A 22,076-nucleotide genomic window follows, 5' to 3' on the forward strand; every position below is an offset into this window, starting at 1 on the left:
GATAATCTCGGATCCAACATGGGTTAAAAATATGGAAAACCCGTGAAGGACAGTTTAGCCTGTCTCCCACGGGCCATTATCGTTTTAGTGATAGTATATTTATCTACTGCTAGGGTTTTGCTCGCAACGATTCAGGTAAACGACGAATCATTTGGTTCAACACTTCGGACAATACAAGTCCGATCGCGATGGCACCGGATAACATGAGTGCCTTGGCAGCCATCTCCATAGCAGCACCGTAGTCATTTTGCACAAAATTACGCATCGCATTATACGCCAGCCCACCGGGAACGAGCGGAATGATGCCTGCCACGCTAAAGATAATAACGGGTGCGCGAAACATACGGGAGAACAGCTGGCTGATGACACCTACCGCGATGGTCGCTGCCAGTGTAGCAGGAACAGCATCTGCTGCATATTCGAGCACAATATAAATGATCCAGCCAATCATGCCGACAAATCCACCGTGAAGCAGCATGCGTCGTGGGGCGTTGAAGATGATGCCGAATGCAGCCGAGGCGACAAAGCTGGTCAGGGCTTGTTCAATAAAATGAAGCATAACCTGCAACTCCTCCGTCTTACGTAAAAAGTGAAAAAACAACAGCAATGCCGGTACCAATCGCAAAAGCCGTCAGAAACGCCTCGGCTCCCTTGGATAATCCGGACACGAGATGCCCAGCCATCAGGTCACGTACAGCATTGGTAATCAGTAACCCCGGTACCAGCGGCATGACTGAGCCAATAATGATTTTGTCCCGTTCATGACCCGCACCCATATAGACAAGCAAAAAGGCGAGCAGGCCAATGACAAATGAAGCTGTCAGCTCGGCAAAAAACTTCACGAGTACCAGTCGATGGAAGGCAATGACCGCTGCATAACCAATACCACCGCAGAGCACTGCAGGGAGAAAGTCGGCCCAGCCTCCACCAAACATTATGGTAAAGCACCCACTGGATAACGCCGCCGCCGTAAGCCGCACAACTGCAGAATAGGAGGAGGGCTGTCCCTCAATTTGTTGTAACAACGCATACGCTTCTTCAACGGACAATTCACCTTGTCCAATACGCCGGGAAACGGCATTCACTTCAGATACCTTGTGCAAATCCGTGGTTCGTTCGGAGATTCGAATCAGCTTGGCAGGCTCGGTTGCATCAACCGAGAAGAAGATGCCTGTGGGCACAACGTAACTGTGCGAATGGGGAAGGCCCAGCGCGGCAGCCATGCGTTTCATCGTATCTTCCACACGATAGGTTTCACCGCCGCTTTGCAGCATAATTTTGCCTGCCAATAGACAGATCGCGATCACTCTGGATTGTTCAGTATGATTTGTCCCAACCAGCTCCGTCTCAGACTGAGGCACGGGTGGAGGATCATGAGGGATATATTCCAACCGGATCAAGCTCCGTTCATATGAGATAAGGCTTGGTGCCGACACCATTGTATCATATTTCACACGTTAGCAAGGAAACATACCGCATGAACGACAGGAAGTCATCCAGGTTGCAGAGATTGATGCATACATTCAAGCCAAAATGAAGACCCAACCATCCCTAAACCAACCCAAAAAATCTTCGTTCCCGGACCCAAGGGCCTCAGGAGCAAAGATTTTTGGATGTGGCTCTATAGCGATAAAAAAACAATTACATCAACAGCGTAATGACTAACAGCTCATACAGTACGAGCGGCAGAATCGTCGGTCCAAACAAGGCACGTGGCTCAGGATATCCATGCATCGGCGTAACCTGGAGATATAGAATACCCCGATCTGCGCTGATAATGACACCTTCCCATACCTGACCATCGATATTCTGGACTTGCACCTTCTTGCCTACGTGCTGCCGGGCTGTATGATGAAGCATATTCCGCACACTATGCACGGATTGGAGCATCGGTTGATTGGCTTGGTATACGACAAGTGCGGATGGTGTGGATGTGGATTCAGACATGAAGCACAACCCTTCCTCAAAATAAGTTCTTACTTCAAGGTATGCATCTGCCTACAAAAGGTGTTTACACAAATGCCATCTCAAGGCTTCCGCGCCCATTTTCATAAGCCACTTTGCCCAGTGCGCCATTCACAAAGGTTAACTGTGGCGGGATGTGGCCCAGATCCACATCATACAGTACGGGAACATCCATATCCCCCAGCGCTGAGGTTAGGGCATCGGTGAAATTGAAATCTCCGGTATCCGAATACCCGGCAGGTCGGCCGAACATGAAGCCTTTAACGCCAGCAAACCAGCCAGCCTGTCTCATCTGCCATAGATGACGGTAGATATCACCCGCATTCATTTCACAGCTTTCCAGATACCAGATGGTTCCCTCTTCCGCACAATATTGATCGAGATACGCTTCAACTGGTGCATAAGGTGTGCCGATCAGACAAGTGATGGTATCCATACAGCCGCCGATCAACCTACCTGAGAACGTAATCTGTGCGTCTGCTCCTTGGGGCTGCCCCAGCTGTTTCCAGTGTGAAGGGGTATCCAGATTAAACCTGGATAACTCCGGTTTCCATTCCGATTGATAGTGGGTGGAGGGAAATTGAGTGATCTGCCCTCCGTGTCCAGTCTGCAATACATCAATCCAGCGGGCGGTCACCGGATCGAGTTCATTGGACCTAAGATCTACGTAGTTCGTACCATGTGCCGAAGCCGTTCCAGTGATCAGGGTGTATGCAAATAAAAAGGTGCTGATATCCGAATATCCCATGACCCATTTGGGCGGCAATGTTTTCAAAGCATCCCAATCCAGCAGGGGCAGGATATCCATAAGAAACTCTCCACCCCACGGAGGGATAATTGCCTGAATCTCAGGGTCACGGAAAAACGCATTGATCTCGGCTGCCCGATCTTCCTTGGATGAACTTACACATTTGGCGTTATGCCGTAGAAAGGGGCTCTCCTGAACACCAAAACCAAGGCGCTCCATGTTGTGCCTGCTCTCTTCAAGGTAATGATGCAAGGATTCACCCACACCGCTGGATGGCGCAGCCACCCCAATGGTATTCCGCGCTGCGAGTGGTTGTGGGTAACGGATTGAACGGGTATTCATTGTGGAAACATCCTTTCCTGTAACATATCGATTTAATATAGATGTTTGATGTCTCCATTATAGTGCATGACTACTTCATGTGGCTTGCGATTATGGCGGCTCATCTTTCTTTTAGGGAGTCACAGGAATTTCAATAGAAAACGGTGCACGAATTTGATCAGGGTAAGAGTATATTTCCATTGTCAGATTTCCTTTGGCTGCGGCTCCATTTTTAATGACAACTCTTGCTTCAAAGACGGAAGGGCTCCAACCTACTTCATTAATGTCGAAAGGGTTTCCTTTACTGTCCTCGATATTGGTAAATGATAGCCCTGAAGTAGCATTTTGAGCGTCTGCAATTGAAAACTCGATGACCAAATCTTTGCCCTGTATCGTGCTTTTCAGGAATTTCAAGCTCGATGGGCCACCTTGTATTTCACCTGAAGATGGATCGATGCTGATAACCAGTTCATCCTTATCCACCGCCGCAAGGCCAGACCCCTGCAACGTCAGTTTTTTCGGAATGGAGAAGTACATACTTTCGAAAAAGACGGAACTCCCAGAGCCCGAGATGGAAGAAGAATCCGTTCGCCATGCTCGGCCTTGCTCATCTACCAACTGTAAATCACGGATTCCGAAGATTTTTTTGGTGTTGTTCCGATCATATTCTATATCAAGTACAAGGCGAGTGGGATGCAGAACGGCCTGTTTTACATGAATACGCTGCCCGTCCACGGTCATGGTTTGGTTTACGGGGATGACTCTCTTCATACCTTTCGTTAAGCTGCGATCCACTGGGAAAGTGACCTTCCACTTTTTAGCCGCTTCCTTACCTCGTTCCTTAAATACAACGGTCAGCTCTTGTGGTGGTAAAGATTCTGTGAATGAGACATCGATTTTATCCTCATAAATTCCGCTTTCTGAAGCCGGCTTAGGAGAGGAATAGCTAAACGCAACAGGTAGCTTTTTTCCATCTCTATCAAGCAGATCGATATCATAGTTGCCTTTCTCGGGATCTTTCATGCCTTTAATTGTGTAAAAAATGACCATGCGTGACTCATCGGTAATAATGCCATCCACGGTCATAGAAGCTCCATTATGCTCATCGGTCACACCGACCTTCTGCAAGAGGGACTGATCGATGGCCATCATTAATCCTTTATCCTGGCGAATCATGCTGACGATACCTTCCATGCCCGGTAGCTGCTCTACAAAAGACGCAAAAGCCGGAGAGACGCGGATACATCCCGTAAACACGAGGATAATTGCAGCTGCCGAGATGGAACTCATATACCAGCGCAGCCGCGATCTGCGCTTGCGCGTGGCCTGACGGATTCCGGCCTGTACAGCCTGATTTGCACCGGCGTCGGGTACAGGTATAGTGTCGTATTCCGTTTTACGAGCATCCAGACGCTGTTCCAGACCTTCAAATGATTCCATTTCATCGCTCATGATAATTTATCTCCTTTCGTTTCAAGTTGATTTCGAAGCTGTCCGAGTGCTCGATGCAGTCGGGATTTTACGGTCCCTGTAGGAATTTCCAGAATGTCAGCGACCTCTGTCAAGGAGAAACCTTCGAAATAACTCAGAATAATAATCTGCTTGCAATCCCGATCCAGCGCAGAGACGGCTGCGGCAAGATCGGGGTCTTCGGGTCGGTCCCAGCTGCTGGGTTCATGAATTTCGGTAACGTGGCTGAACCGGCTCTTGCGTTTGCGTTCGTCTGCACAGTAGTTCAGCAGAATACGGATTAGCCAGGTGCCGAAATAGGAGGGTTCTTTTAGTTTCTTGAGCGTTCGATAAGCTCTATAGGTAGTCTCCTGTATCGCTTCCAGCGCATCGCCTTCGTTGTGCAGATAGGCATAAGCGATCCGATACAGTCGGCTCTGATGCATCTCCATTAAGGCTGCAAAAGCCTCGGCATCCCCTTTTTGTGCCATGATAGTCAGTTGAGCAGGGGTCACATGGCTCCTCCTTTCATGGATGTTGTTGCGTATTAGACTGTGGAAAGGGCCAAACGGTTCTTGGTTTTGGAAAATAAAGTTATGTATACATGTACTTAGACTACTATAAAAGAAGGAATTTGCGCAGAAAAGCGAAAATAACCGCCAAGCTCCCCTTTGACTCAGAAAAAGGAGTTCGACGGTTGTTATGCATTTTATTGAAGTTTCGTCATCCTAAATTACGGTTCCCACACTCAATTTTGGGAATAGAGCTGCTTAACGGCTTGTAGTCCAGGCACGGTAAAACTCGCTAGCGGAGAGGGAAGATCGTTCAGTGGGAACCAGCCGATCTCGCCAATGGCACCGCCTTCCTCCAGATTGCGAGCAATACCGTGGATGACCCGAGTGAAATAGAGAACAGATATCCAATGTTCTTCCTGTTCCGGACGAATGGTTTCGGCCGTGCAGAGTAACCCCTCGATGGCAATATCCAGATCGACTTCTTCCTTAATTTCCCGAATGACCGCCGTTTCCAGCGATTCATAAGGATCGACTTTGCCCCCAGGGATACTCCAGGTGTATTGTTCAGGCTGGCGATTCCGCCAAACCAAAAGGACTTCATTACGCTCGTTGAGGATAACCGCTCCAACACCGATGCGAGGTTGAACAGAAGCATCCGCTGTAACCTTGGCTTGTGAACCGGACAACGCAGATTCTTCAGCAGCTAGCAGTTGTGAGTCTGAGTGATCTTCCGTCTGTGCAGCTCCCCGGACTTGAGTGGACTGAAACGCCAACGGAAGCTTGGTCTGCGTTGACCATTCTTCCGCAAGGATACTCATGGAGATCAGATCATAATGGGTGCCATCCCGCAGAACGGCAGAGCGCTGACGACCTTCCTCCCGAAATCCGGCTTTGAGATATGCACGTCTCGCAGCTTCATTGTATTCAATGACTTCCAGCGAAATCCGGTTCAGATTCAATTCATGGAATCCATAACGAATAATCAGGGCAAGAGCATCACTGCCGTAGCCTTGACCACGATCTTTGTCATCACCAATACCAATGGCCAGTCGTGCAGAGCGGTTATTCCACTCCATTCGGTAGAGCGCCGTAAATCCAATGAAACGATTGTCCTCCAGAGTACGCAGTGCAAATTCAAAGCCGTTGTCTCTCCGAACTGCGGATGACCCCGTCTCATCCGGCGTTAGTGGAACAGCAATATCAGTATCCAGATTACGCAAGTAATCATAACTGTCAGTGAAGCGGCTGAGCCGCATGCAGTCTTCCGGGCAAGGAGCGGCCAGTCGGACTTTGGAGCCTTGAAAAGCATTTAAATGACGTGGAGCCATGTTGCACCTCTTTTATTTGATTATGAAATCAATCATTTTATCTCATTATACTACGAAAGGGAGAGGATACCGAAAAAGGACATAACTTAGATGAGTGGATTCTCCTGATTAGGAAAATAAAAGCGATGCCAATTACGGTTAATATAGATCATCTGGATATTTCCGAATATTAGACAAAACAAAAAGCAGCCGAAGGGCTGCTCTACCATTCATTATTTCATATCCTGCAACAGATTTTTCATTTTCTTGTAATGCCCGCTTACCCGATCAACCATGTAGTTATACATAAGCTGATTCTCCGAAAGATTCGCCATTTCCTTGTCAATGTCAACGTTATTGTTGTTATTATTCATGGTTGTTTCGTTGTTCTCGACAATCTGGTAATTAACGATGGAAGCATTGGGATTACTGACCGGAAAGTGTTTTTCATGAGTTCGCTTCATGGCGAGCTGATCTGTTTTGCCATTCTCAATGATACGTCTAAGCTCTTCCTCAAACTCCACCGATTTCTTTTTGTAATTGGGTGTGTCTGCATTGGCAATATTTTCAGTGGTAACCTGGTGCTGTACGTTCAGCGCTTGTAACAGAGATTCATTGCGTCTGGAAGTGTTCGTTTCAATCAACGGCTCAGTCTCCTTCTATGGAAATGCAATTGCTTTCATCATAAAAAATTGCGCTGCTGCCTGTCAAGTTAGGCAAAAGAAAAGGACAAGCGCACGCCGGAGGCTTCCGTTAAGAAATCCTTCCTTCATGACAGCTTATCCTTGTTCAGTTCTTATGAATCAGTCCTCACGAATCAGCTATTAAAAAGGACGATTGATGTTTTTGCCATAATAAATCTCGTCCATCTCCAGCTTCAGCCACTCCGTAATTTCCTGTTGCTCGGCTTTACTCAGTTTATCTTTGGTATAACCAAACAGATAGTTATCGAGGTCGAATTCCCTCAACTTGCACTTGGTGTGAAAAATGTTCTCCTGATACACGTTCACGTCAATCATGTCGAAGCTGCTCTTGATCTCATCCGGAATATAATTCTGAATCGAACCGATCTCGTGATCAATGAACAGCTTGCGTCCGCTCGTATCCCGTGTAAACCCCCGTACCCGGTAATCCATCGTCATAATATCCGTATCAAACGAGTGGATCAGATAGTTCAGCGCCTTTAGGGGCGAGATTTCACCGCAGGTAGAGACGTCAATGTCTGCCCGGAACGTACTGATGCCTTCACTCGGGTGGAATTCGGGATACGTATGAACGGTAATATGGCTTTTGTCGAGCTGCATGACGACATTATCGGGCAGGGGGCCGGGGGATTCATCGAAGGATTCTTCGGGAATCTCCACAATGGGGCCTTCCGAGACAAGCATTGTCACACTTGCACCCTGTGGAACATAGTCCTGTTGGGCGACATTGAGCACATGGGCACCGATAATGTCAGACACGCTGGTCAGGATTTTACTGAGCCGGGCCGCATTATATTGTTCATCAATATATTCAATGTAAGCTTCGCGTTCATCTTTGGTTTTCGTGTAACAGATATCGTACATATTGAAACTCAGCGACTTGGTCAGGTTGTTGAATCCATGCAGTTGAATGCGCTGTTCTGGCGTTAATGTCATGGTTGCAGTTCCCCTTTGTCCCATACGACATGGTAATCGCAGTTTTACTACTACTTATACCCAACCTGCCGCCAAAAAAAACATATGTACGAATTCATGAACAACTAAGCTGCTGCATAAAAGTGCAATGATCACTAATTCATTCGTACCTTATCCGAGGTTGACTCATCATTTGATCACTTAGAATGAAGAATCTTCGTAATCCCCAACATCGTTCATCCGTTCATCTTCGGCGACCGACTGGATATCCTCTGATGTGATACTAATGATGGTGTAATCTTCATTCTGCTGCTTTTTGACCGCTTTTTCCTTGATAAAACGAGGGCTGCCATCTCCGGCATCTTCGTCATAGACGAGCAGGAGACCGTCGCTTTTGCGCAGCAGCAAGTCATCCCGTGCAGTGAACTGCCACGGGCCGATATACGGCTGACGACTAATCGCTCCGTAATAGTCTACACCTTGCAGGATGGAGCGATAATACTCCTGTTTGTCTTCCTTCCATTGTTCCTCTGGATTCTGAAAAGCAGTAATGATTGACAGCTTCAGATCCGGGAACGTCTTCTTCAGCTCAAGCACCACTTCGCAGGCCCATAAGTCCACGCCGTATTGTCCTGGCGTCAGTACCCATTCCAGCCCGTCTTCGACCAGAGGTGTAAGACGGGAAGAGATGGCCTTCTTGATGAAAGGAATTCCCTCATGCTTCTGTCCAAAAATCTGTAGTTCATGTGCACGATAACCGGTAATCAGCAAGTTGTTCAGCATCGGTTCCTCCCTTCAGACGTGGTTAGGCCATCGGCCAAATCTGGCACCGGGGCTTGTCTTGAATAGGCTGAGATCTGAGCCACCAATGCTTGTTCTCTGAATCATTCCGTTATTTCGCAGGTGGGGCATCTGCACGGAATGGATACAGGAACTGCTTCGGAATATCGGTCTCAAATCGCATTAGCTCACCAGTCGTTGGATGGATGAACGAGAGTACCCGTGCATGCAGTCCGAGGCGTCCAAGTGTTTTGGTTTGTGCACCGTATTTTTTGTCGCCTGCAATGGGATGTCCGAGATCTTCCATATGCACACGGATCTGGTTTTTGCGTCCCGTTTCCAGACGGACTTCCAACAGGGAGAACTCGCGGTTCGACTGCAGACGTTTGTAGTGTGTAATTGCATGCTGTCCATCATTCGGGCGAGGACTGGAATACATTTTGAGTGTCTTGGTTTCTTTCAGCCATGAGGAAATGGTTCCTTCTTCCTTCGCAACGGCACCTTCTACAAGGGCAACATACAGACGTTCCTGTACGTTGTCTTTCCAGTTGTCCTGCAGCTTTTGCTGCACTTCTTCACTCTTGGCGAACATCATGACACCCGAAGTGTCGCGGTCCAGACGATGGACAATAAATATCCGGTTCAGCTCGTTTGTACGGCGAACATGCTCGGTTAGCTGGCGATAAGCGGTAAGATCATCACTTTTGTCAGCGGCAATGGATAGCAGTCCGGCTTCCTTACGAATGACAATGATATCATCGTCTTCATGCAAAATATTAATGGCTGTCAAGGAAGGAGCGGCAACGGCGCCTTCTCTGCTGATCGTTACGATCTGCCCTGGCGTCAGCTCCAGATTAAACTTGGTAACCACTTTCTGATCAACGGATACCTGTCCGCGACCCAGGATGGATTTGACCGCATTCCGGCCGGACTTCAAGTGTTTCAGCAAGAAGTTGAGCAGTTCATCCGGTTCGGTGACTTTGTACGGGCGTGGTGGTTCTTGCTTACGATAATAGGAATTGCCCGAGCGTTTGGCTGCTTTGGGTTTGGGTGCTCCGGCTTTCTTGGGAGCTGCGGAGGACTTGGCAGCTACTGGCTTTTTCGCCGCTCCTGCGTTGCTTGATGCGGATGGTCCTGATGATTTGGCGGAAGTAAAAGTGGATCGCCCGGACCGTGCTGTGGATGAACCTGTAGATGAACCTGTAGATGCTTTCCCCTTGGCCGATGTATTGCCTGTTGGGCGTTTGCGTTTATTCATAAATAGTAATCTCCTTCTGAACAGCCTGTACCGCTTGTGTGCATACGATCCGTTCATTTCGTTATGCAGTCCAATATACCATTAACCGGGGGCAAATAAAAATAGGTGGAGAGAATCTGTTACCCATCCAATCCAAAGAGAGTCGAGATTCATAGAATAACGTATCCCATAGCATTGGAGGTGTTACTCATGGGTGTGTTTCTTGATATGAGAAGTTCGATGAACTCGGGAACGGTTGGACAGCCCGGTTTGTCTCTGGGCCCATCACCAGAAGCGTTCGGCTCCATTGGTCTGCAGACCCTTGGTGTCCCAAACCCCATTATCACCTTGAATGGCACGGTTGGCGTTACCGGAGAAGTGGGGGATACGTTCGTTGTTGAGCTTGTACGGGGCAGTTTTTACGATCCGTTCTTTGTGATTTATCGCGCCGAAGGGACGGTAGGTCAGAACGGTGGCGCTGAATTTCATTCGTTCACTGCGCAGGATCTGTCCGCACCGCCTGCACTGGAAAGTGTATATACCTCGTTTATTTCCGGGGTGTCCACATCTGTGCGGACTGGACCTGAAGTGTTCTATGGTATTGCAGCTACCACTTGGTTCCTATGAACAGAAGGTTCAACAGGAAGAGTAATATCATATGGCATCTTATGATGAACAGAGCTTGCTAACCACAGCAGAAGAAGTCGTGAAAGGATTGGTATCTTCACGTTTTTGTGCTAACAAGACTCTCAAGTCTTACGGAGAAAAGAGAAAAGAAACCAGAACAAAATCCCGGCCGAGGAGTCCGGGATTTTTGTTGTAATATCCACTTTTACTAACTAGTTGGCGCGGCCTTTCAAAATAATGTTGTTGGCTTTGCCGAAGTCAATGGCGACTTTGCCTGCAAGTGCTGCTGTCCGCTCCGCAAGTACAACCGCATTCACGCCACAGGAGAAGAGAGCTACATCGAAGGTATCCTGATTCGTTTGAATCCATTGCAGTGTTTCCTGCATCTGATCCCAGCTGTCGAAGGGCAGCGCAGCTGTAATATCCAGATGATATGGCTCGTGAACGAGCATCGCCCGCAGCTGCTCAATCTCCCGGGTAACGAGCAGTATACGCTTGCCAGCAAGCATATTCCAGAAGCGTGGCACCTGCGCGAGTTCCCGATTGACACAGGCATGGCAAGTCAGTGCCGGAGAGATGCCAAAATGTGCGAACACGATGTCGGTCAGCTGTCTTTTGAGATGCTCCGGGGCTTTGATGGTACTGTCCCCGTGTGGAAGAACGCCTACGATATCTGCGCGCTGCAACGAAGCGGCAACCTCATCCCGGAGCTGCAGATTGGGTAGACGCAGTCCTTTTTGCCCCAAATTAGCCTTGATGGCCCATCGCTCCTTCAGAACCTGTTCCGTGCTCCAGACCGTTTCCTGAGACATGACGATATTCTCCCCATCGCCTACACGAACAAGAGAGAAGGGACGCTTCTCCCTCACCGCGGCTTCAAGTTGGTCCAGCACACCACCCATTTCAAGATAGACTGCATTCATTTTGGTATAAGGCCCCCTTTGAAAATTCAATTGCTCTATTCTATGTTGCAGCTTCGACAACGTATTGTGCATTCGACCCGGCAGGGCACATCTTCGGGTGTATATCAATCTACTTCCGGGAGAGGTAAGCGCTGAAGGGCTTATGTAAAAGCTGATTTATGGAAGAACCTGTGCAAGTGTCCGGACCGATTCTATTATTTTTTCATACGTTATAGAGTCAGCTTGTTTGAATAGAACTTCTGTATGGCATCTTCAGGCAGACAGAGGCCGTTTTTGGTGTGGAAAGGGCTGTAAAAGGCTATGAAAATAGTCTGACTGAAGTGAAAGAAATAACAGAATGAATGAGGAGGAAGGTTATGTCCAGAAAAGTGGTTATTGAGATTAATTTCAACAATTACGGAATGGACCCGCAGCGATTAACGAGAGATTGGCTGGAGCGGCGAGTGGGCATTTTTCGCAGATTCACCCTGCATTGCCTTAAAGCCCAGACGAATCAGGATTTCCTGGCCGTGTTGAAGCTGTCCAAGGAATCGGGGGAACTGATGCAAGAGATTCTGGCGGAACAGGAGCCGCTGCCTTCCAATATACGTTTTGGAACAAATATCGAAAGTGTGCGTGCCATTCTGGCGTTTGCCGAGGGAGCAGAAGATATCTATATTGCCCGACTGGATTCGGATGATCTGTATCACAAGACGTTTGTTCAGCAGCTCTATGATGTGCAGCCACAGCCTGGAACGATGGCACTCATTAACCAGAATGGATACCTGTGGGACAGCGTGAATCATGAGATGGCGCCAGCGTTTCATCGTTCCCCGCAATTCTATGTCTACCTATATAAAACGGCAGAGTACGCTGCGGGATACCGGGTGAAGCTGCCAGGCCGGGGAACACATGGCAATGTCATTGAGCTGCCGCATGAGCTGCTGGCTCCGCGTAATTACGTGAACATCGTACACTCCAGCAATACTTCCATTAAAAAAGTACCGCCGAAGGATCGGTTAAACCGGGAAGAGATGGCTGCGGTATTACGCGAATTCATGAGCTGAACAAGGAGGGATCCAACGATGATTCAAGGACAAACGATTCTGATCACTGGAGGAACCGGCTCCTGGGGACAAAAGCTGACCGAGGTACTGCTGGAGCAGAATCCGGCTGAGATTCGGATTATGTCGCGTAATGAATACGCCCAGGTTGCGATGCAGCGGGATTTTGGTCATGATGTGCGGTTGCGTTTTGTCATTGGAGACATTCGGGATGATCGGGCGGTGGAGGCGGCCTGTCGCGGGGTGCACGTTCTCTTCCATCTGGCTGCGCTGAAACACGTCCCGGTATGCGAGGACCAGCCGGATGAAGCGTTCAAGACCAACGTCATCGGCACGCAGAACATTATCCGCGCTGCGATTCGCATGCAGGTTGCCAAAGTCATTGACGTGTCCACCGACAAGGCGGTAGATCCGATTAACGTTTATGGCATGACCAAGGCCTTGGGTGAAAAAATGATGATTCGTGCCAATGGGCTGAGCGAGTCAACGCGTTTTGTGTGTATTCGCGGGGGCAATGTGCTTGGAACCAGCGGCAGTGTCGTTCCATTGTTCCGTCGTCAGATTGATGAAGGCAAGAGCCCGACCATTACGGACAAAGGCATGACCCGCTTTTTCCTGACACGGACGGAGGCCATTCATTTGTTGCTGAAGGCGGCTGAGGCAGCAGTGGGTGGTGAGACATTTGTAATGAAAATGAAAGCCTGCAAGATGACGGATCTGGCTTCGGTCATGCTGGAACAGGCAGGTCGTCCGGCTCACGATTATAAACTAACCGGAATTCGTCCGGGCGAAAAATTGCATGAGGTACTCATTTCTCCATACGAGGCACCTCGTACCTACAAATATGATGAGCAATATTATGTGATTTTGCCACAGGAACCGGACAAGAGCCTGACAGATCCATACAGCAGTCTACCTCGTGTGACCTTTTCCGAGTATCGTTCAGACAGCGCGATGATGAATCGTTCCGCAATTGCCCAATTTTTGCGTGCAGGCGGCTTTATCGATTAATAGAAGGGAGGCGGACCGCGTTTGGAGGCGGAAGGAATGGAAGAGAGCAGCAAGTTGGATGGGAATAAGGAAACACAGGAACGTACCACGCTTCAAAACATAAACAACCGCTCCCTGAAAGCCGCCGTCATCGGTCTGGGATATGTCGGCTTACCCATGGCGGTCGAGATGGCGCAGGCGGGGTATCGAGTGCAGGGGATTGACATCGAGGAAGCAAAAGTCGCTAAGCTGAATGCCGGAAATTCTTACATTATCGGCATTGAAGATAAGACTGTACAATCCCTTACTCAGGCTGGATTATTCATGGCGGGAACGGATTACGCCGCAGTAGCGCAGGCCGATGTGATTGTTATCTGTGTGCCTACGCCTTTGACCGCGGATCACCAGCCGGACATTTCATTTATCGCTGCAGCCGTGGATGGCATAACGCCTTATCTTCAGGAAGGCTGCCTTGTCATATTGGAGAGTACCACGTATCCCGGCACGACCGAAGAGCGTGTAATGCAGCCGATTGAGGCCGCGAAAGGGTGGAAAGTAGGGCAGCAGTTCCATGTCTGTTATTCTCCAGAGCGGGTAGATCCGGGAAGTGTGCATTACGGCGTAAAAAATACACCGAAGATCATTGGTGGCTCCACGCCAGCCTGTCTGTCCTATGGAAAAGCATTCTACGGTTCGTTCCTGAACGAAATCGTTCCCGTTAGTTCAACGACAGTGGCGGAGACGGCCAAACTGTTCGAAAATACATTTCGCAGTGTGAATATCGCACTCGTGAACGAACTGACACCTGCCTGTGAGCAAATGGGCGTGAACATCTGGGAGGTGCTGGACGCTGCGGCGACCAAGCCTTTTGGCTATATGCCATTCTATCCCGGGCCGGGTATTGGTGGGCACTGCATTCCAATTGACCCGATCTATCTGTCCTGGGCCGCTGGCCGTCAGGGATCGGAGCTGCAATTCATTACGCTTGCGGATGCGACCAATCGGCAAATGCCGGAGCGCGTTGTGAAGCGTGCTGCAGAGCTGCTCGAACAGAATGGCTCGTCGATGCAGGGAGCTCGCATTGTGCTGGCGGGTATGGCTTACAAAAAAGATATCGACGACCTGCGTGAATCTCCAGCGCTGGATGTCTTCAGGCTGCTGGAAGAAGCGGGGGCAAATGTGGTCTTCACCGATCCGATGGTATCTGTCTTCCGCAAGGATGATGGCACGACTGCTCATGCTCAACCAGCATCACCAGCATTATGGGCGGGGGCTGATCTGGTGATGATTACGACGGATCATACGGGCTTCAATTATCAGGAGATGGCGGACCACGCGAAGCTGGTCTTTGATACACGTAACGCAACCGCAGGCTGTGTGGGTGGAAATATTGTGGTGCTCGGTCAGGCGTTTCGGCCGGACGTGAATGTGGTGCAAGGTGTGAAGGAAGTACATGACATGCAGGTTCATGAGAACATGCGAGTGGATCAGACGGTGGATGGGGATGAGCAGGGACTAACAGGCCAGATCGAGGCAGACCGTGAACCTCACCTGAAACACTCACACGAAAATTTTGGAGGCAGCCATGGCAAATCATGATCGGGTAAACGAGCGTTATTATGGCGAGATCAATTCAGAGGAATCACACGAAGCTACACGTACACGTGTTCACTGGATGTGCCGGGAAGCGACAGGCAAGCGGATACTGGATGTTGGGTGCAGCCAGGGAGTTACCTCCATTTTGCTGGCGCGGGAAGGCTTTCGGGTGACCGGAATTGATCTGGAAGAAGAGAGTATACAATACGCGCGAGCGGAACTGGAGAAGGAGTCCAGACCCGTGCGGAACAATGTGGATTTTCGCTTACTGGATATTACGCAATGGAAAGCCAGAACCACCTTTGATACGGTACTGCTCGGCGAGGTGCTGGAGCATTTTGCTCATCCGGAGACGTTATTGCTGCAAATTCACCGACTGCTGCAGGAGGAGGGAACCCTGGTTGTTACCGTGCCGTATGGTTACCACCCCTTTTACGATCACAAGCAGACGTTCTACGCCGGGAATCTGGCGATGTGCCTGCTGCCGTATTTTGAAGTATTGAAGCTGGAAGTTCATCATAAATATCTATGTTGCGTGGCACGCAAGCGGCGGAAAACGCAGCTGTATATGTCGCCAACCCAGAAACAACTGACGGAATGGATGGAGCTGGATCATGTACATTTTGCCGAGGTGGAGAAGAATCATCTTCGCCTTATGAATCAGCGCAAGAAAGCTCTGGACAATGCGGTGGAGCAGGTTAAACGTCTGCGTCGTCAGGAGACTGGGGAAGGGTAGTAGATGGTAGCTGGATGAAGTTGAAGCTTGAGGGTGAAGGGTCAGGGTAAGGGTAAGGCCAGAAGGCAGGCAGGAAGATAGGAAGGAAGCCAAGTAGGCAAGTGACAAGTACGTAGAAAAGAGTAAGGCAGTCACAACTGTAGCAATACGCGCAAGACAGGAAGGGGCTTAAACCGTGATCACCATCAGTCTGTGTATGATTGTGAAGAACGAACAACGCACGCTTGCGCGCTGTCTCGACTCGGTCGCCGGAATCGCGGACGAAATTGTTATTGTAGATACCGGATCTTCCGACCGTACGATCGAGATCGCCGCGCAGTATACCGACCGTGTCTACACGTATGAGTGGAAAGACGATTTTGCCGCCGCGCGGAATTATTCATTCGACCAGGCTGCGCAGGAGTATATCCTGTGGCTGGACGCGGATGATGTGCTGCTTCCCGCTGATCGGGCGAAGCTGGAGATGCTGAAGCAGCAGCTGCCGTCGGGCGATGATACGGCGGCTGTGATGTTGAGCTATACGCTGGCCGAGGGGCCGGAGGGAAGTCCGCTTGTGACGGACCGACGGTTGCGCCTCGTCAAGCGGGAGGCGGGGTGCCGCTGGCATGGCCGGCTGCACGAGCAGTTGGACTTCCCGCAGGGCGGGGTCATCACGGCGGACATTGCCGTCACGCACCGCCGCGAAGCGGGCCATCATTCGGCGCGAAACGTGCGCATTCTGCGCAAATGGATCGCCGAAGAGGGCGCAGCCCAGGAACGCCTGCTGTTCTATTATGCAGGCGAATGCTTCGACCGCCAGCGTTATGCGGCGGCGGTTCGGGCGTACACGAAGCTGCTGCTGGAGCCGAGCGGTTATCGCGAGGATCGGCTCATTGCCTGCGCGCGGCTGGCGGAATGTTATGAGCGGCTTGGCGAGCCGGGGAGGAAGCTGGGCGCGCTGCTGCAATCATTTCAATTCGATCTGCCGCATGCCGACTTCTGCTGTGCCATCGCTGCCTGTTTCCAGGAGCAGCAGGAGCTGGTCTCCGCCATCTATTGGTATATGCAAGCGCTGGATGTCAGCAGCCGTGATCCGGGTCTGCGTCCTGTGCCTGCGGCATGTCGCACCTGGCTGCCCCACGCCCGGCTCTCTCTTTGTTACGCTCACATGGGAAACTGGGAGCAGGCGCTCCTGCATAATGGCAAAGCTAGGGAATATCTGCCGAATGACCCCGGCCTGCTCGCCAATCGGCAGAAGATTGAAGCGGTGTTAAGTAAGGTGAACAGGGGCCTGGAAGAGCGCGGAGATGTGCCACCTCGCGAGTAGGAGGAGACAGTGGGAGAGAAGAGAGAGGAAAGAGGATATAAAGAATAGAGATTGAGATAGAGATAATACTCGGAGTTTAAAAAGGGGCAGCTAGCATACCTTCAAACCTGGGTCTGAACGCTGGAGCGTACCTGACGTATCTGGAGCAGGCGAGTGAGCAGAAGGTGGAGTGCTAACGAACATGAGACGTCTTATTCAGGGGGTTGAAGCACCTGCAGCAGGCTGAGGAACCTAACACACGTTATTTCGGAAATTTAGGCATATTTGTAGCTTTTTTAATGTGATTTTAGGAAATAAAGTGTCTGGTGTTCCTTACAATTGAAAAAGACGGTTTCAGGTCCAAATAAGACGTCCTAGGTTCCTTAGAATATGGGCATGCGTGCTAACGCCTTTTGAACTCTCTTATCTCCTCCTGTGGTGGAGTACTATTTTTCATAAAATAAAAAGATCGTAGTTTGGCGTAGTCTGGCCAGTGAAAAGTGTTTACTACTTGGACATTGAGGTAAAGGAAGCAACATGAAGCCCTAAATCGTCAGTAGATGTGAAGTAATATAGAAACAAGGGAATCCCGGCTTACCACGAGAGTTGGCTAGCCGGGATTCCCTTGTGGGTGCTGTTCTACTTTTCGGGTGCCAAGCAGCGAACGTACTGATCCTTCATGCGCAGGCTTCGGCATGCCCAGCCCCAGCTGTCATAGATTTCATCATCGATGTTTAGTGTAATGCTATCATCGCTGTACTCGTTCCGGTTTTCAATCCGAAGCGTATTTTCATTTTCCCATTCCAGATGGTTATTTCCGTGGTGCTCGGCGCGATAGATGGTCTTTACTGAGAACACGTCCGAGGCGATGATCTTCTTCACATCCACCCAGATTGTGACTCCACCTGCCGCACCACCGTAAGGCACACCGTACATCTCGGCGACATACTCTCCATTTGGCGATGGCATCGTGTAGGCGAGTTCCCCTTGTTCTGAGCGATCAAACGTGGAGTAGTAAGGGCGAAGCATGAAATACAGGAACACGGTGGCAAACAGGGCCAGAATCAAAAAGGAAAATGCAGTGAGTATCGGATGTCGACGTATCCAAGGCTTGCGTTTCGAAACGTTTGAAGAATCACTAGCATGTGCATGTTGTTCCATACTAAAACGGGCCTCCTTTAAAGGCAGTGGGTTCGAACGAGATGTGGAAAATGGATATGTAGGTACGTAAATATCTTTTCTGTAAGTAATTCGTTAATCGATGGTAACACATTATGTGTATTAATTAATAACAAATAAGTTAAAATAACCCTATGATTAATAGAGGATAAAGTTAGAATGAGGACAAAGACTTTGTTAACAAACTCAGGTATTGAAGAAGCCGCATGATTGAGTAGTTTTACGTGGAATGTTTAACTTACATAAAGGTGGTTGATGCTGCAATTAAGCACGCCAAGCATGGTATAATAGTAAGAAACGGAGTTGATGGTCAGATGTCTGATTTACTCGATCCTCGAAACGATTTTGTTTTCAAGCGTATTTTTGGCAGTGAAGAAAATAAAGATGTGCTGCTGGTCTTCTTGAACCGAACGTTTGCAGAATCGGGGGAACAGCCGCTGACGGAGATTGTACTCCTTAATCCGTATACCGATAAAGATGCTCCGCTGGATAAACAGTCCATATTTGATATTTGGGCGAAAACAGCTGAAGGTAAATTGATCAACATTGAAATGCAGTTGTTTAATAAATACGATATTGAAAAACGGACCCTATACTATTGGAGCAAGCGTTATTCCAGTCAGTTGCAGGAAGGCCAAACGTACAAGGAACTGAAAAAGTGTGTGACGATTAATATTCTAAATTACTCATTTATCACAAATGAGCGCTATCATAATGTATTTCATCTGAGGGAAGACCATACTGGACTTGAATTGAGTGATGATCTCGAAGTTCATTTTATGGAGTTGTCTAAGCTGGATGATCAATCCGTTCCGATGGAAGGTGGTCTGATCAACTGGCTTTTGTTCCTGAAAGGTGCTGACAAATCCAATTGGGAGGTGCTGCAAATGAATGAACCAACATTGAAGAAAGCGATGGATACGCTGGAGTTTCTGAGTCAGGATCGTGAGGCGCGTCGCTTGTATGAAGAACGGCAGAAGTATTTGCATGATGAAGCTTCCATGATTGAATGGGCTACGGAAAAGGGAATAGCCAAGGGAATAGAAAAAGGATTAGTGGAAGGTGAAAAAAGAAAGGCGATCGAAATTGCAAAAAATATGCTCTCATTTGGTATCGAAGTATCAGTCATTGCCAAAACAAGTGGTCTAACAGAATCCGAAGTTGAGGCGCTGAAAGACTAGCAATTGCACGCTAAACCCATACAATCGTCTTGTCCCCAAAAGGGCAGGCGGTTGTTTTTTTATTTTACTAGAATGTTCAATCACACCTGATTCTACATGCAATCTTTCCGATCACTTAGGGGATACCGCTGTTACACATCTGCCAAAGAGCATTTTACATTAAAACGCGGTTGCTCATTCGGGTCTGGGCCGTTAAACTAAAGGGAGCGGCGTTTGCTTGACGGACAAGTCATGAGAACGCCATTTTGTTGTCAAGGATGCGGCTTATGCCGCTTTCGGATGTCAGAATCGGATTGGACCAAGCTGGTGGAAGAACACCGGTGATAAGTAAGGAGTCTTTACATGAGTGTGCAAACACCTACATTAGAAGAAGCGCAGGGTCTCCTGCAAAAATATTATGGCTATCCTGACTTCCGTGAGGGACAGAAAAAGATCGTAGCCAGCCTGCTCGAACGCGAAGATACGCTGGGCATTATGCCTACCGGAGGCGGCAAATCGATCTGTTATCAGATCCCCGCTCTGTTATATTCGGGACTTACACTTGTCGTCTCCCCATTGATCTCCTTAATGAAGGACCAGGTCGATGCGTTGACGACCGCTGGTATTGCGGCCGCTTATATTAATAGTACGCTCAGCGGCAAAGAAGTGAATGATCGCATCCGCGCGGCGCAGCGCGGTGAGCTGAAGCTGCTCTATGTCGCGCCTGAGCGACTGGAGCTGGACTGGTTTCGCGAGGAGATGGGCTATTTGCCAATCTCATGCGTTGCTGTGGATGAGGCCCACTGTGTGTCACAGTGGGGGCATGATTTTCGGACAAGCTATCTGGCGGTAGCGCCGTTTGTGGACAGTTTGCCGGAGCGGCCAGTGGTTGCGGCCTTTACGGCAACGGCGACGCCCGAGGTCATGGGCGATATTCTGCGGCTGCTGCGTTTGCAGGACCCGCAGACGTATGTGACCGGACTTGGGCGGGATAATCTGGCGTTCAGCGTGCTGCGCGGTGAGAGCAAAAAGGACTTTGTTCTGAATTACGCTCGCGAGCATGCGAGCGAGCCGGGGATTGTATACGCCGCGACCCGTAAGGACGTGGACGATCTGCATCAGCGTTTGTTGCAGGCGGGATTGCCAGCAGGACGTTACCATGCCGGGATGACGGACGATGAACGGGCCCAGAACCAGGAAGCTTTTTTGTACGATGATATCCGGGTAATGGTAGCTACGAATGCCTTCGGGATGGGGATTGATAAATCCAACGTACGTTACGTTATTCATAACAGCATGCCGAAGAACATGGAGGCATACGTGCAGGAAGCCGGGCGTGCGGGACGGGACGGAGAGCCGAGCCAGTGCATTTTGTTATTCGGAGCACAGGACATTATCACTCAGAAGTTCCTGATCGAACAGAATCCGATGGAGGGCGACCGTAAGCAGAACGATTACCGGAAGCTGCAGCAGATGGTCGATTATTGTTACACGACGCGCTGTCTGCGCAGTGCTCAGCTGGATTATTTCGGTGAGGTGCATGAGGACAAGCCGTGCGGCATCTGCAGTTCATGTACGGACGACCGCGAGCTGGTGGATATGACGATTGATGCGCAGAAAATATTCAGCTGCATTCACCGCATGCGTGAACGGTATGGAGTATCGCTGGTCGCTTCGGTGCTCAAAGGCTCCCGTGCCAAAAAAGTGCTCGATTACGGCTTCAACTCCCTGCCAACCTATGGCGTAATGGGCAATCGTACAGAACGTGAGATCGCGGAGATCATCAACGTCATGGTATCGGAAGGATATCTGATGCTGTCCGAGGGACAGTATCCAGTCGTTCGTTTGCAGCCACTTGCGGTGGAAGTGCTCAAAGGTCAGCGTGAAGTGATGCAGCGGGTGGTCCGCAAGACGGCGGCAACCGCTTCGGGTACGAACTACGGCGGACGTCGTGGACGCGATGCGATGCCATCTGCGGTTAACGAGACGGTCTTTGAGCAGCTGCGTCTGATCCGTCGTGATTTGGCGGCGAAAGAGCATGTGCCGTCGTACATTATTTTCAATGACGCGACCTTGCGCGAGATGAGTGTGGTATGTCCACAGACAGAACGTGACATGCTGGATATCAAAGGGGTCGGTGAGGTGAAGTACCGCAAGTACGGACTGCCGTTCCTGGAGTTTTTCCAGAAGCAAACGGGCGAAGACGTGGATACGGATGACGATGCGTTTTACGAGTATGAGTGAGTTGATGGATGTATGCTTTCGTTTGTGTAAAGTTCAAGTTCAAGTGTTCAAATAGATGAGATATATGTATTTAGATTTAGGAATGGTTCGTCCATGAATATGGGGAATCGTTCGGTATCAGTTTGTTGTATATAGTGGATAGTGAATACAACGCGATTGAGGCTTACCACAGATGGGAAACGAATGAGGCCTTTTACAAGGTACATTTGGATATATCGTCTCTGTAGGGTGGACAAAAGAAGGCGGATTGTCTTCCAAAGGGTGGACATTGGTATTAGATATGGCAAACAGTAGCGTATACAGCATGTAGTTTGATTGTGCGAATCTAATACTATATATTGTGTTTTGGGTT

Annotated in this window: 21 protein-coding genes and 1 pseudogene; 8 read left to right on the forward strand and 14 right to left on the reverse strand. The window is 49.4% G+C overall.

Annotation, left to right across the window (positions count from 1 at the left end; genetic code table 11):
• Nucleotides 1–109: 109 nt before the first annotated feature.
• The 12 genes and pseudogenes from P5G61_RS05080 to P5G61_RS05135 form a co-directional block, all read right to left on the reverse strand.
• Entirely contained in the window at nucleotides 110–559 is a 450-nt protein-coding gene (locus P5G61_RS05080; RefSeq protein ID WP_285075085.1) for a threonine/serine exporter family protein, read from the reverse strand.
• A gap of 19 nt (nucleotides 560–578) precedes the next feature.
• Nucleotides 579–1,274, reverse strand: coding sequence for a threonine/serine exporter family protein (locus P5G61_RS05085; protein WP_435874050.1), 696 nt, complete (start codon nucleotides 1,272–1,274; stop codon nucleotides 579–581).
• A 367-nt stretch (nucleotides 1,275–1,641) separates the two neighbouring features.
• Nucleotides 1,642–1,947 carry a hypothetical protein gene (locus P5G61_RS05090; RefSeq protein WP_301245068.1) on the reverse strand — a complete coding sequence of 102 codons (306 nt, stop codon included), beginning with the start codon at nucleotides 1,945–1,947 and terminating at the stop codon, nucleotides 1,642–1,644.
• Between the two features lie 64 nt (nucleotides 1,948–2,011).
• Entirely contained in the window at nucleotides 2,012–3,055 is a 1,044-nt protein-coding gene (locus tag P5G61_RS05095; protein WP_301245069.1) for a S66 family peptidase, read from the reverse strand.
• Between the two features lie 111 nt (nucleotides 3,056–3,166).
• Nucleotides 3,167–4,486, reverse strand: coding sequence for a DUF4179 domain-containing protein (locus P5G61_RS05100; protein ID WP_301245070.1), 1,320 nt, complete (start codon nucleotides 4,484–4,486; stop codon nucleotides 3,167–3,169).
• Entirely contained in the window at nucleotides 4,483–4,998 is a 516-nt protein-coding gene (locus tag P5G61_RS05105; protein ID WP_301245071.1) for an RNA polymerase sigma factor, read from the reverse strand. Before P5G61_RS05105 ends, P5G61_RS05100 begins: the two co-directional genes overlap by 4 nt.
• Before the next feature lie 233 nt (nucleotides 4,999–5,231).
• Nucleotides 5,232–5,684, reverse strand: a complete 453-nt coding sequence (locus P5G61_RS05110; protein WP_435874051.1) for an NUDIX domain-containing protein — start codon at nucleotides 5,682–5,684, stop codon at nucleotides 5,232–5,234.
• 150 nt (nucleotides 5,685–5,834) lie between these two features.
• Nucleotides 5,835–6,326 (reverse strand): annotated as a pseudogene (locus tag P5G61_RS05115) (GNAT family N-acetyltransferase); the annotation flags it as partial.
• Nucleotides 6,327–6,538: 212 nt separating this feature from the next.
• Nucleotides 6,539–6,949, reverse strand: coding sequence for a flagellar basal body rod protein FlgB (flgB, locus tag P5G61_RS05120; RefSeq protein WP_301245072.1), 411 nt, complete (start codon nucleotides 6,947–6,949; stop codon nucleotides 6,539–6,541).
• A gap of 180 nt (nucleotides 6,950–7,129) precedes the next feature.
• Nucleotides 7,130–7,945 carry an adenosylmethionine decarboxylase gene (speD, locus tag P5G61_RS05125; RefSeq protein WP_301245073.1) on the reverse strand — a complete coding sequence of 272 codons (816 nt, stop codon included), beginning with the start codon at nucleotides 7,943–7,945 and terminating at the stop codon, nucleotides 7,130–7,132.
• A gap of 180 nt (nucleotides 7,946–8,125) precedes the next feature.
• The gene (locus tag P5G61_RS05130) at nucleotides 8,126–8,707 is read right to left on the reverse strand and encodes an SLOG family protein (protein ID WP_029880796.1); all 582 of its coding nucleotides are present in this window, start codon (nucleotides 8,705–8,707) and stop codon (nucleotides 8,126–8,128) included.
• A 109-nt stretch (nucleotides 8,708–8,816) separates the two neighbouring features.
• Nucleotides 8,817–9,962: an RluA family pseudouridine synthase gene (locus tag P5G61_RS05135; RefSeq protein WP_301245074.1), complete on the reverse strand. Its 1,146-nt coding sequence runs from the start codon at nucleotides 9,960–9,962 to the stop codon at nucleotides 8,817–8,819.
• 189 nt (nucleotides 9,963–10,151) lie between these two features.
• On the opposite strand from P5G61_RS05135, the gene P5G61_RS05140 reads away from it, so the two are divergent.
• A complete protein-coding gene (locus tag P5G61_RS05140) occupies nucleotides 10,152–10,568 on the forward strand; it encodes a hypothetical protein (RefSeq protein ID WP_301245075.1) in 417 nt (138 codons plus the stop codon).
• A 212-nt stretch (nucleotides 10,569–10,780) separates the two neighbouring features.
• Here the strand turns inward: P5G61_RS05140 and P5G61_RS05145 are convergent, their stop codons facing one another.
• On the reverse strand, nucleotides 10,781–11,491 hold the full coding sequence (locus tag P5G61_RS05145; protein ID WP_301245076.1) for a GT-D fold domain-containing glycosyltransferase: 711 nt from the start codon (nucleotides 11,489–11,491) through the stop codon (nucleotides 10,781–10,783).
• A gap of 356 nt (nucleotides 11,492–11,847) precedes the next feature.
• On the opposite strand from P5G61_RS05145, the gene P5G61_RS05150 reads away from it, so the two are divergent.
• The 5 genes from P5G61_RS05150 to P5G61_RS05170 all read left to right on the forward strand — a co-directional run bounded on the left by P5G61_RS05150 (nucleotide 11,848) and on the right by P5G61_RS05170 (nucleotide 17,162).
• Nucleotides 11,848–12,537: a glycosyltransferase gene (locus P5G61_RS05150; protein ID WP_301245077.1), complete on the forward strand. Its 690-nt coding sequence runs from the start codon at nucleotides 11,848–11,850 to the stop codon at nucleotides 12,535–12,537.
• A gap of 18 nt (nucleotides 12,538–12,555) precedes the next feature.
• Entirely contained in the window at nucleotides 12,556–13,545 is a 990-nt protein-coding gene (locus P5G61_RS05155; RefSeq protein ID WP_301245079.1) for a polysaccharide biosynthesis protein, read from the forward strand.
• A gap of 21 nt (nucleotides 13,546–13,566) precedes the next feature.
• The gene (locus P5G61_RS05160; RefSeq protein WP_301245081.1) at nucleotides 13,567–15,123 is read left to right on the forward strand and encodes a nucleotide sugar dehydrogenase; all 1,557 of its coding nucleotides are present in this window, start codon (nucleotides 13,567–13,569) and stop codon (nucleotides 15,121–15,123) included.
• Nucleotides 15,110–15,856 (forward strand): class I SAM-dependent methyltransferase, encoded by a 747-nt coding sequence (locus P5G61_RS05165; RefSeq protein ID WP_301245082.1) that lies wholly within the window; start codon nucleotides 15,110–15,112, stop codon nucleotides 15,854–15,856. Before P5G61_RS05160 ends, P5G61_RS05165 begins: the two co-directional genes overlap by 14 nt.
• Nucleotides 15,857–16,052: 196 nt before the next feature.
• On the forward strand, nucleotides 16,053–17,162 hold the full coding sequence (locus P5G61_RS05170; protein ID WP_301245083.1) for a glycosyltransferase family 2 protein: 1,110 nt from the start codon (nucleotides 16,053–16,055) through the stop codon (nucleotides 17,160–17,162).
• Between the two features lie 618 nt (nucleotides 17,163–17,780).
• Here the strand turns inward: P5G61_RS05170 and P5G61_RS05175 are convergent.
• Nucleotides 17,781–18,302 (reverse strand): DUF5412 family protein, encoded by a 522-nt coding sequence (locus tag P5G61_RS05175; RefSeq protein WP_301245084.1) that lies wholly within the window; start codon nucleotides 18,300–18,302, stop codon nucleotides 17,781–17,783.
• A 332-nt stretch (nucleotides 18,303–18,634) separates the two neighbouring features.
• Between P5G61_RS05175 and P5G61_RS05180 the strand changes: the two genes are divergently transcribed.
• Both P5G61_RS05180 and recQ read left to right on the forward strand, forming a co-directional pair.
• A complete protein-coding gene (locus P5G61_RS05180) occupies nucleotides 18,635–19,501 on the forward strand; it encodes an Rpn family recombination-promoting nuclease/putative transposase (protein ID WP_301245085.1) in 867 nt (288 codons plus the stop codon).
• Nucleotides 19,502–19,843: 342 nt separating this feature from the next.
• Nucleotides 19,844–21,724: a DNA helicase RecQ gene (gene recQ, locus P5G61_RS05185; RefSeq protein WP_079350746.1), complete on the forward strand. Its 1,881-nt coding sequence runs from the start codon at nucleotides 19,844–19,846 to the stop codon at nucleotides 21,722–21,724.
• The last annotated feature ends 352 nt before the right edge of the window (nucleotides 21,725–22,076 follow it).

Origin of the sequence: Paenibacillus vandeheii (assembly GCF_030433635.1) — a bacterium.
Classification (GTDB): Bacteria; Bacillota; Bacilli; order Paenibacillales; family Paenibacillaceae; genus Paenibacillus; species Paenibacillus vandeheii.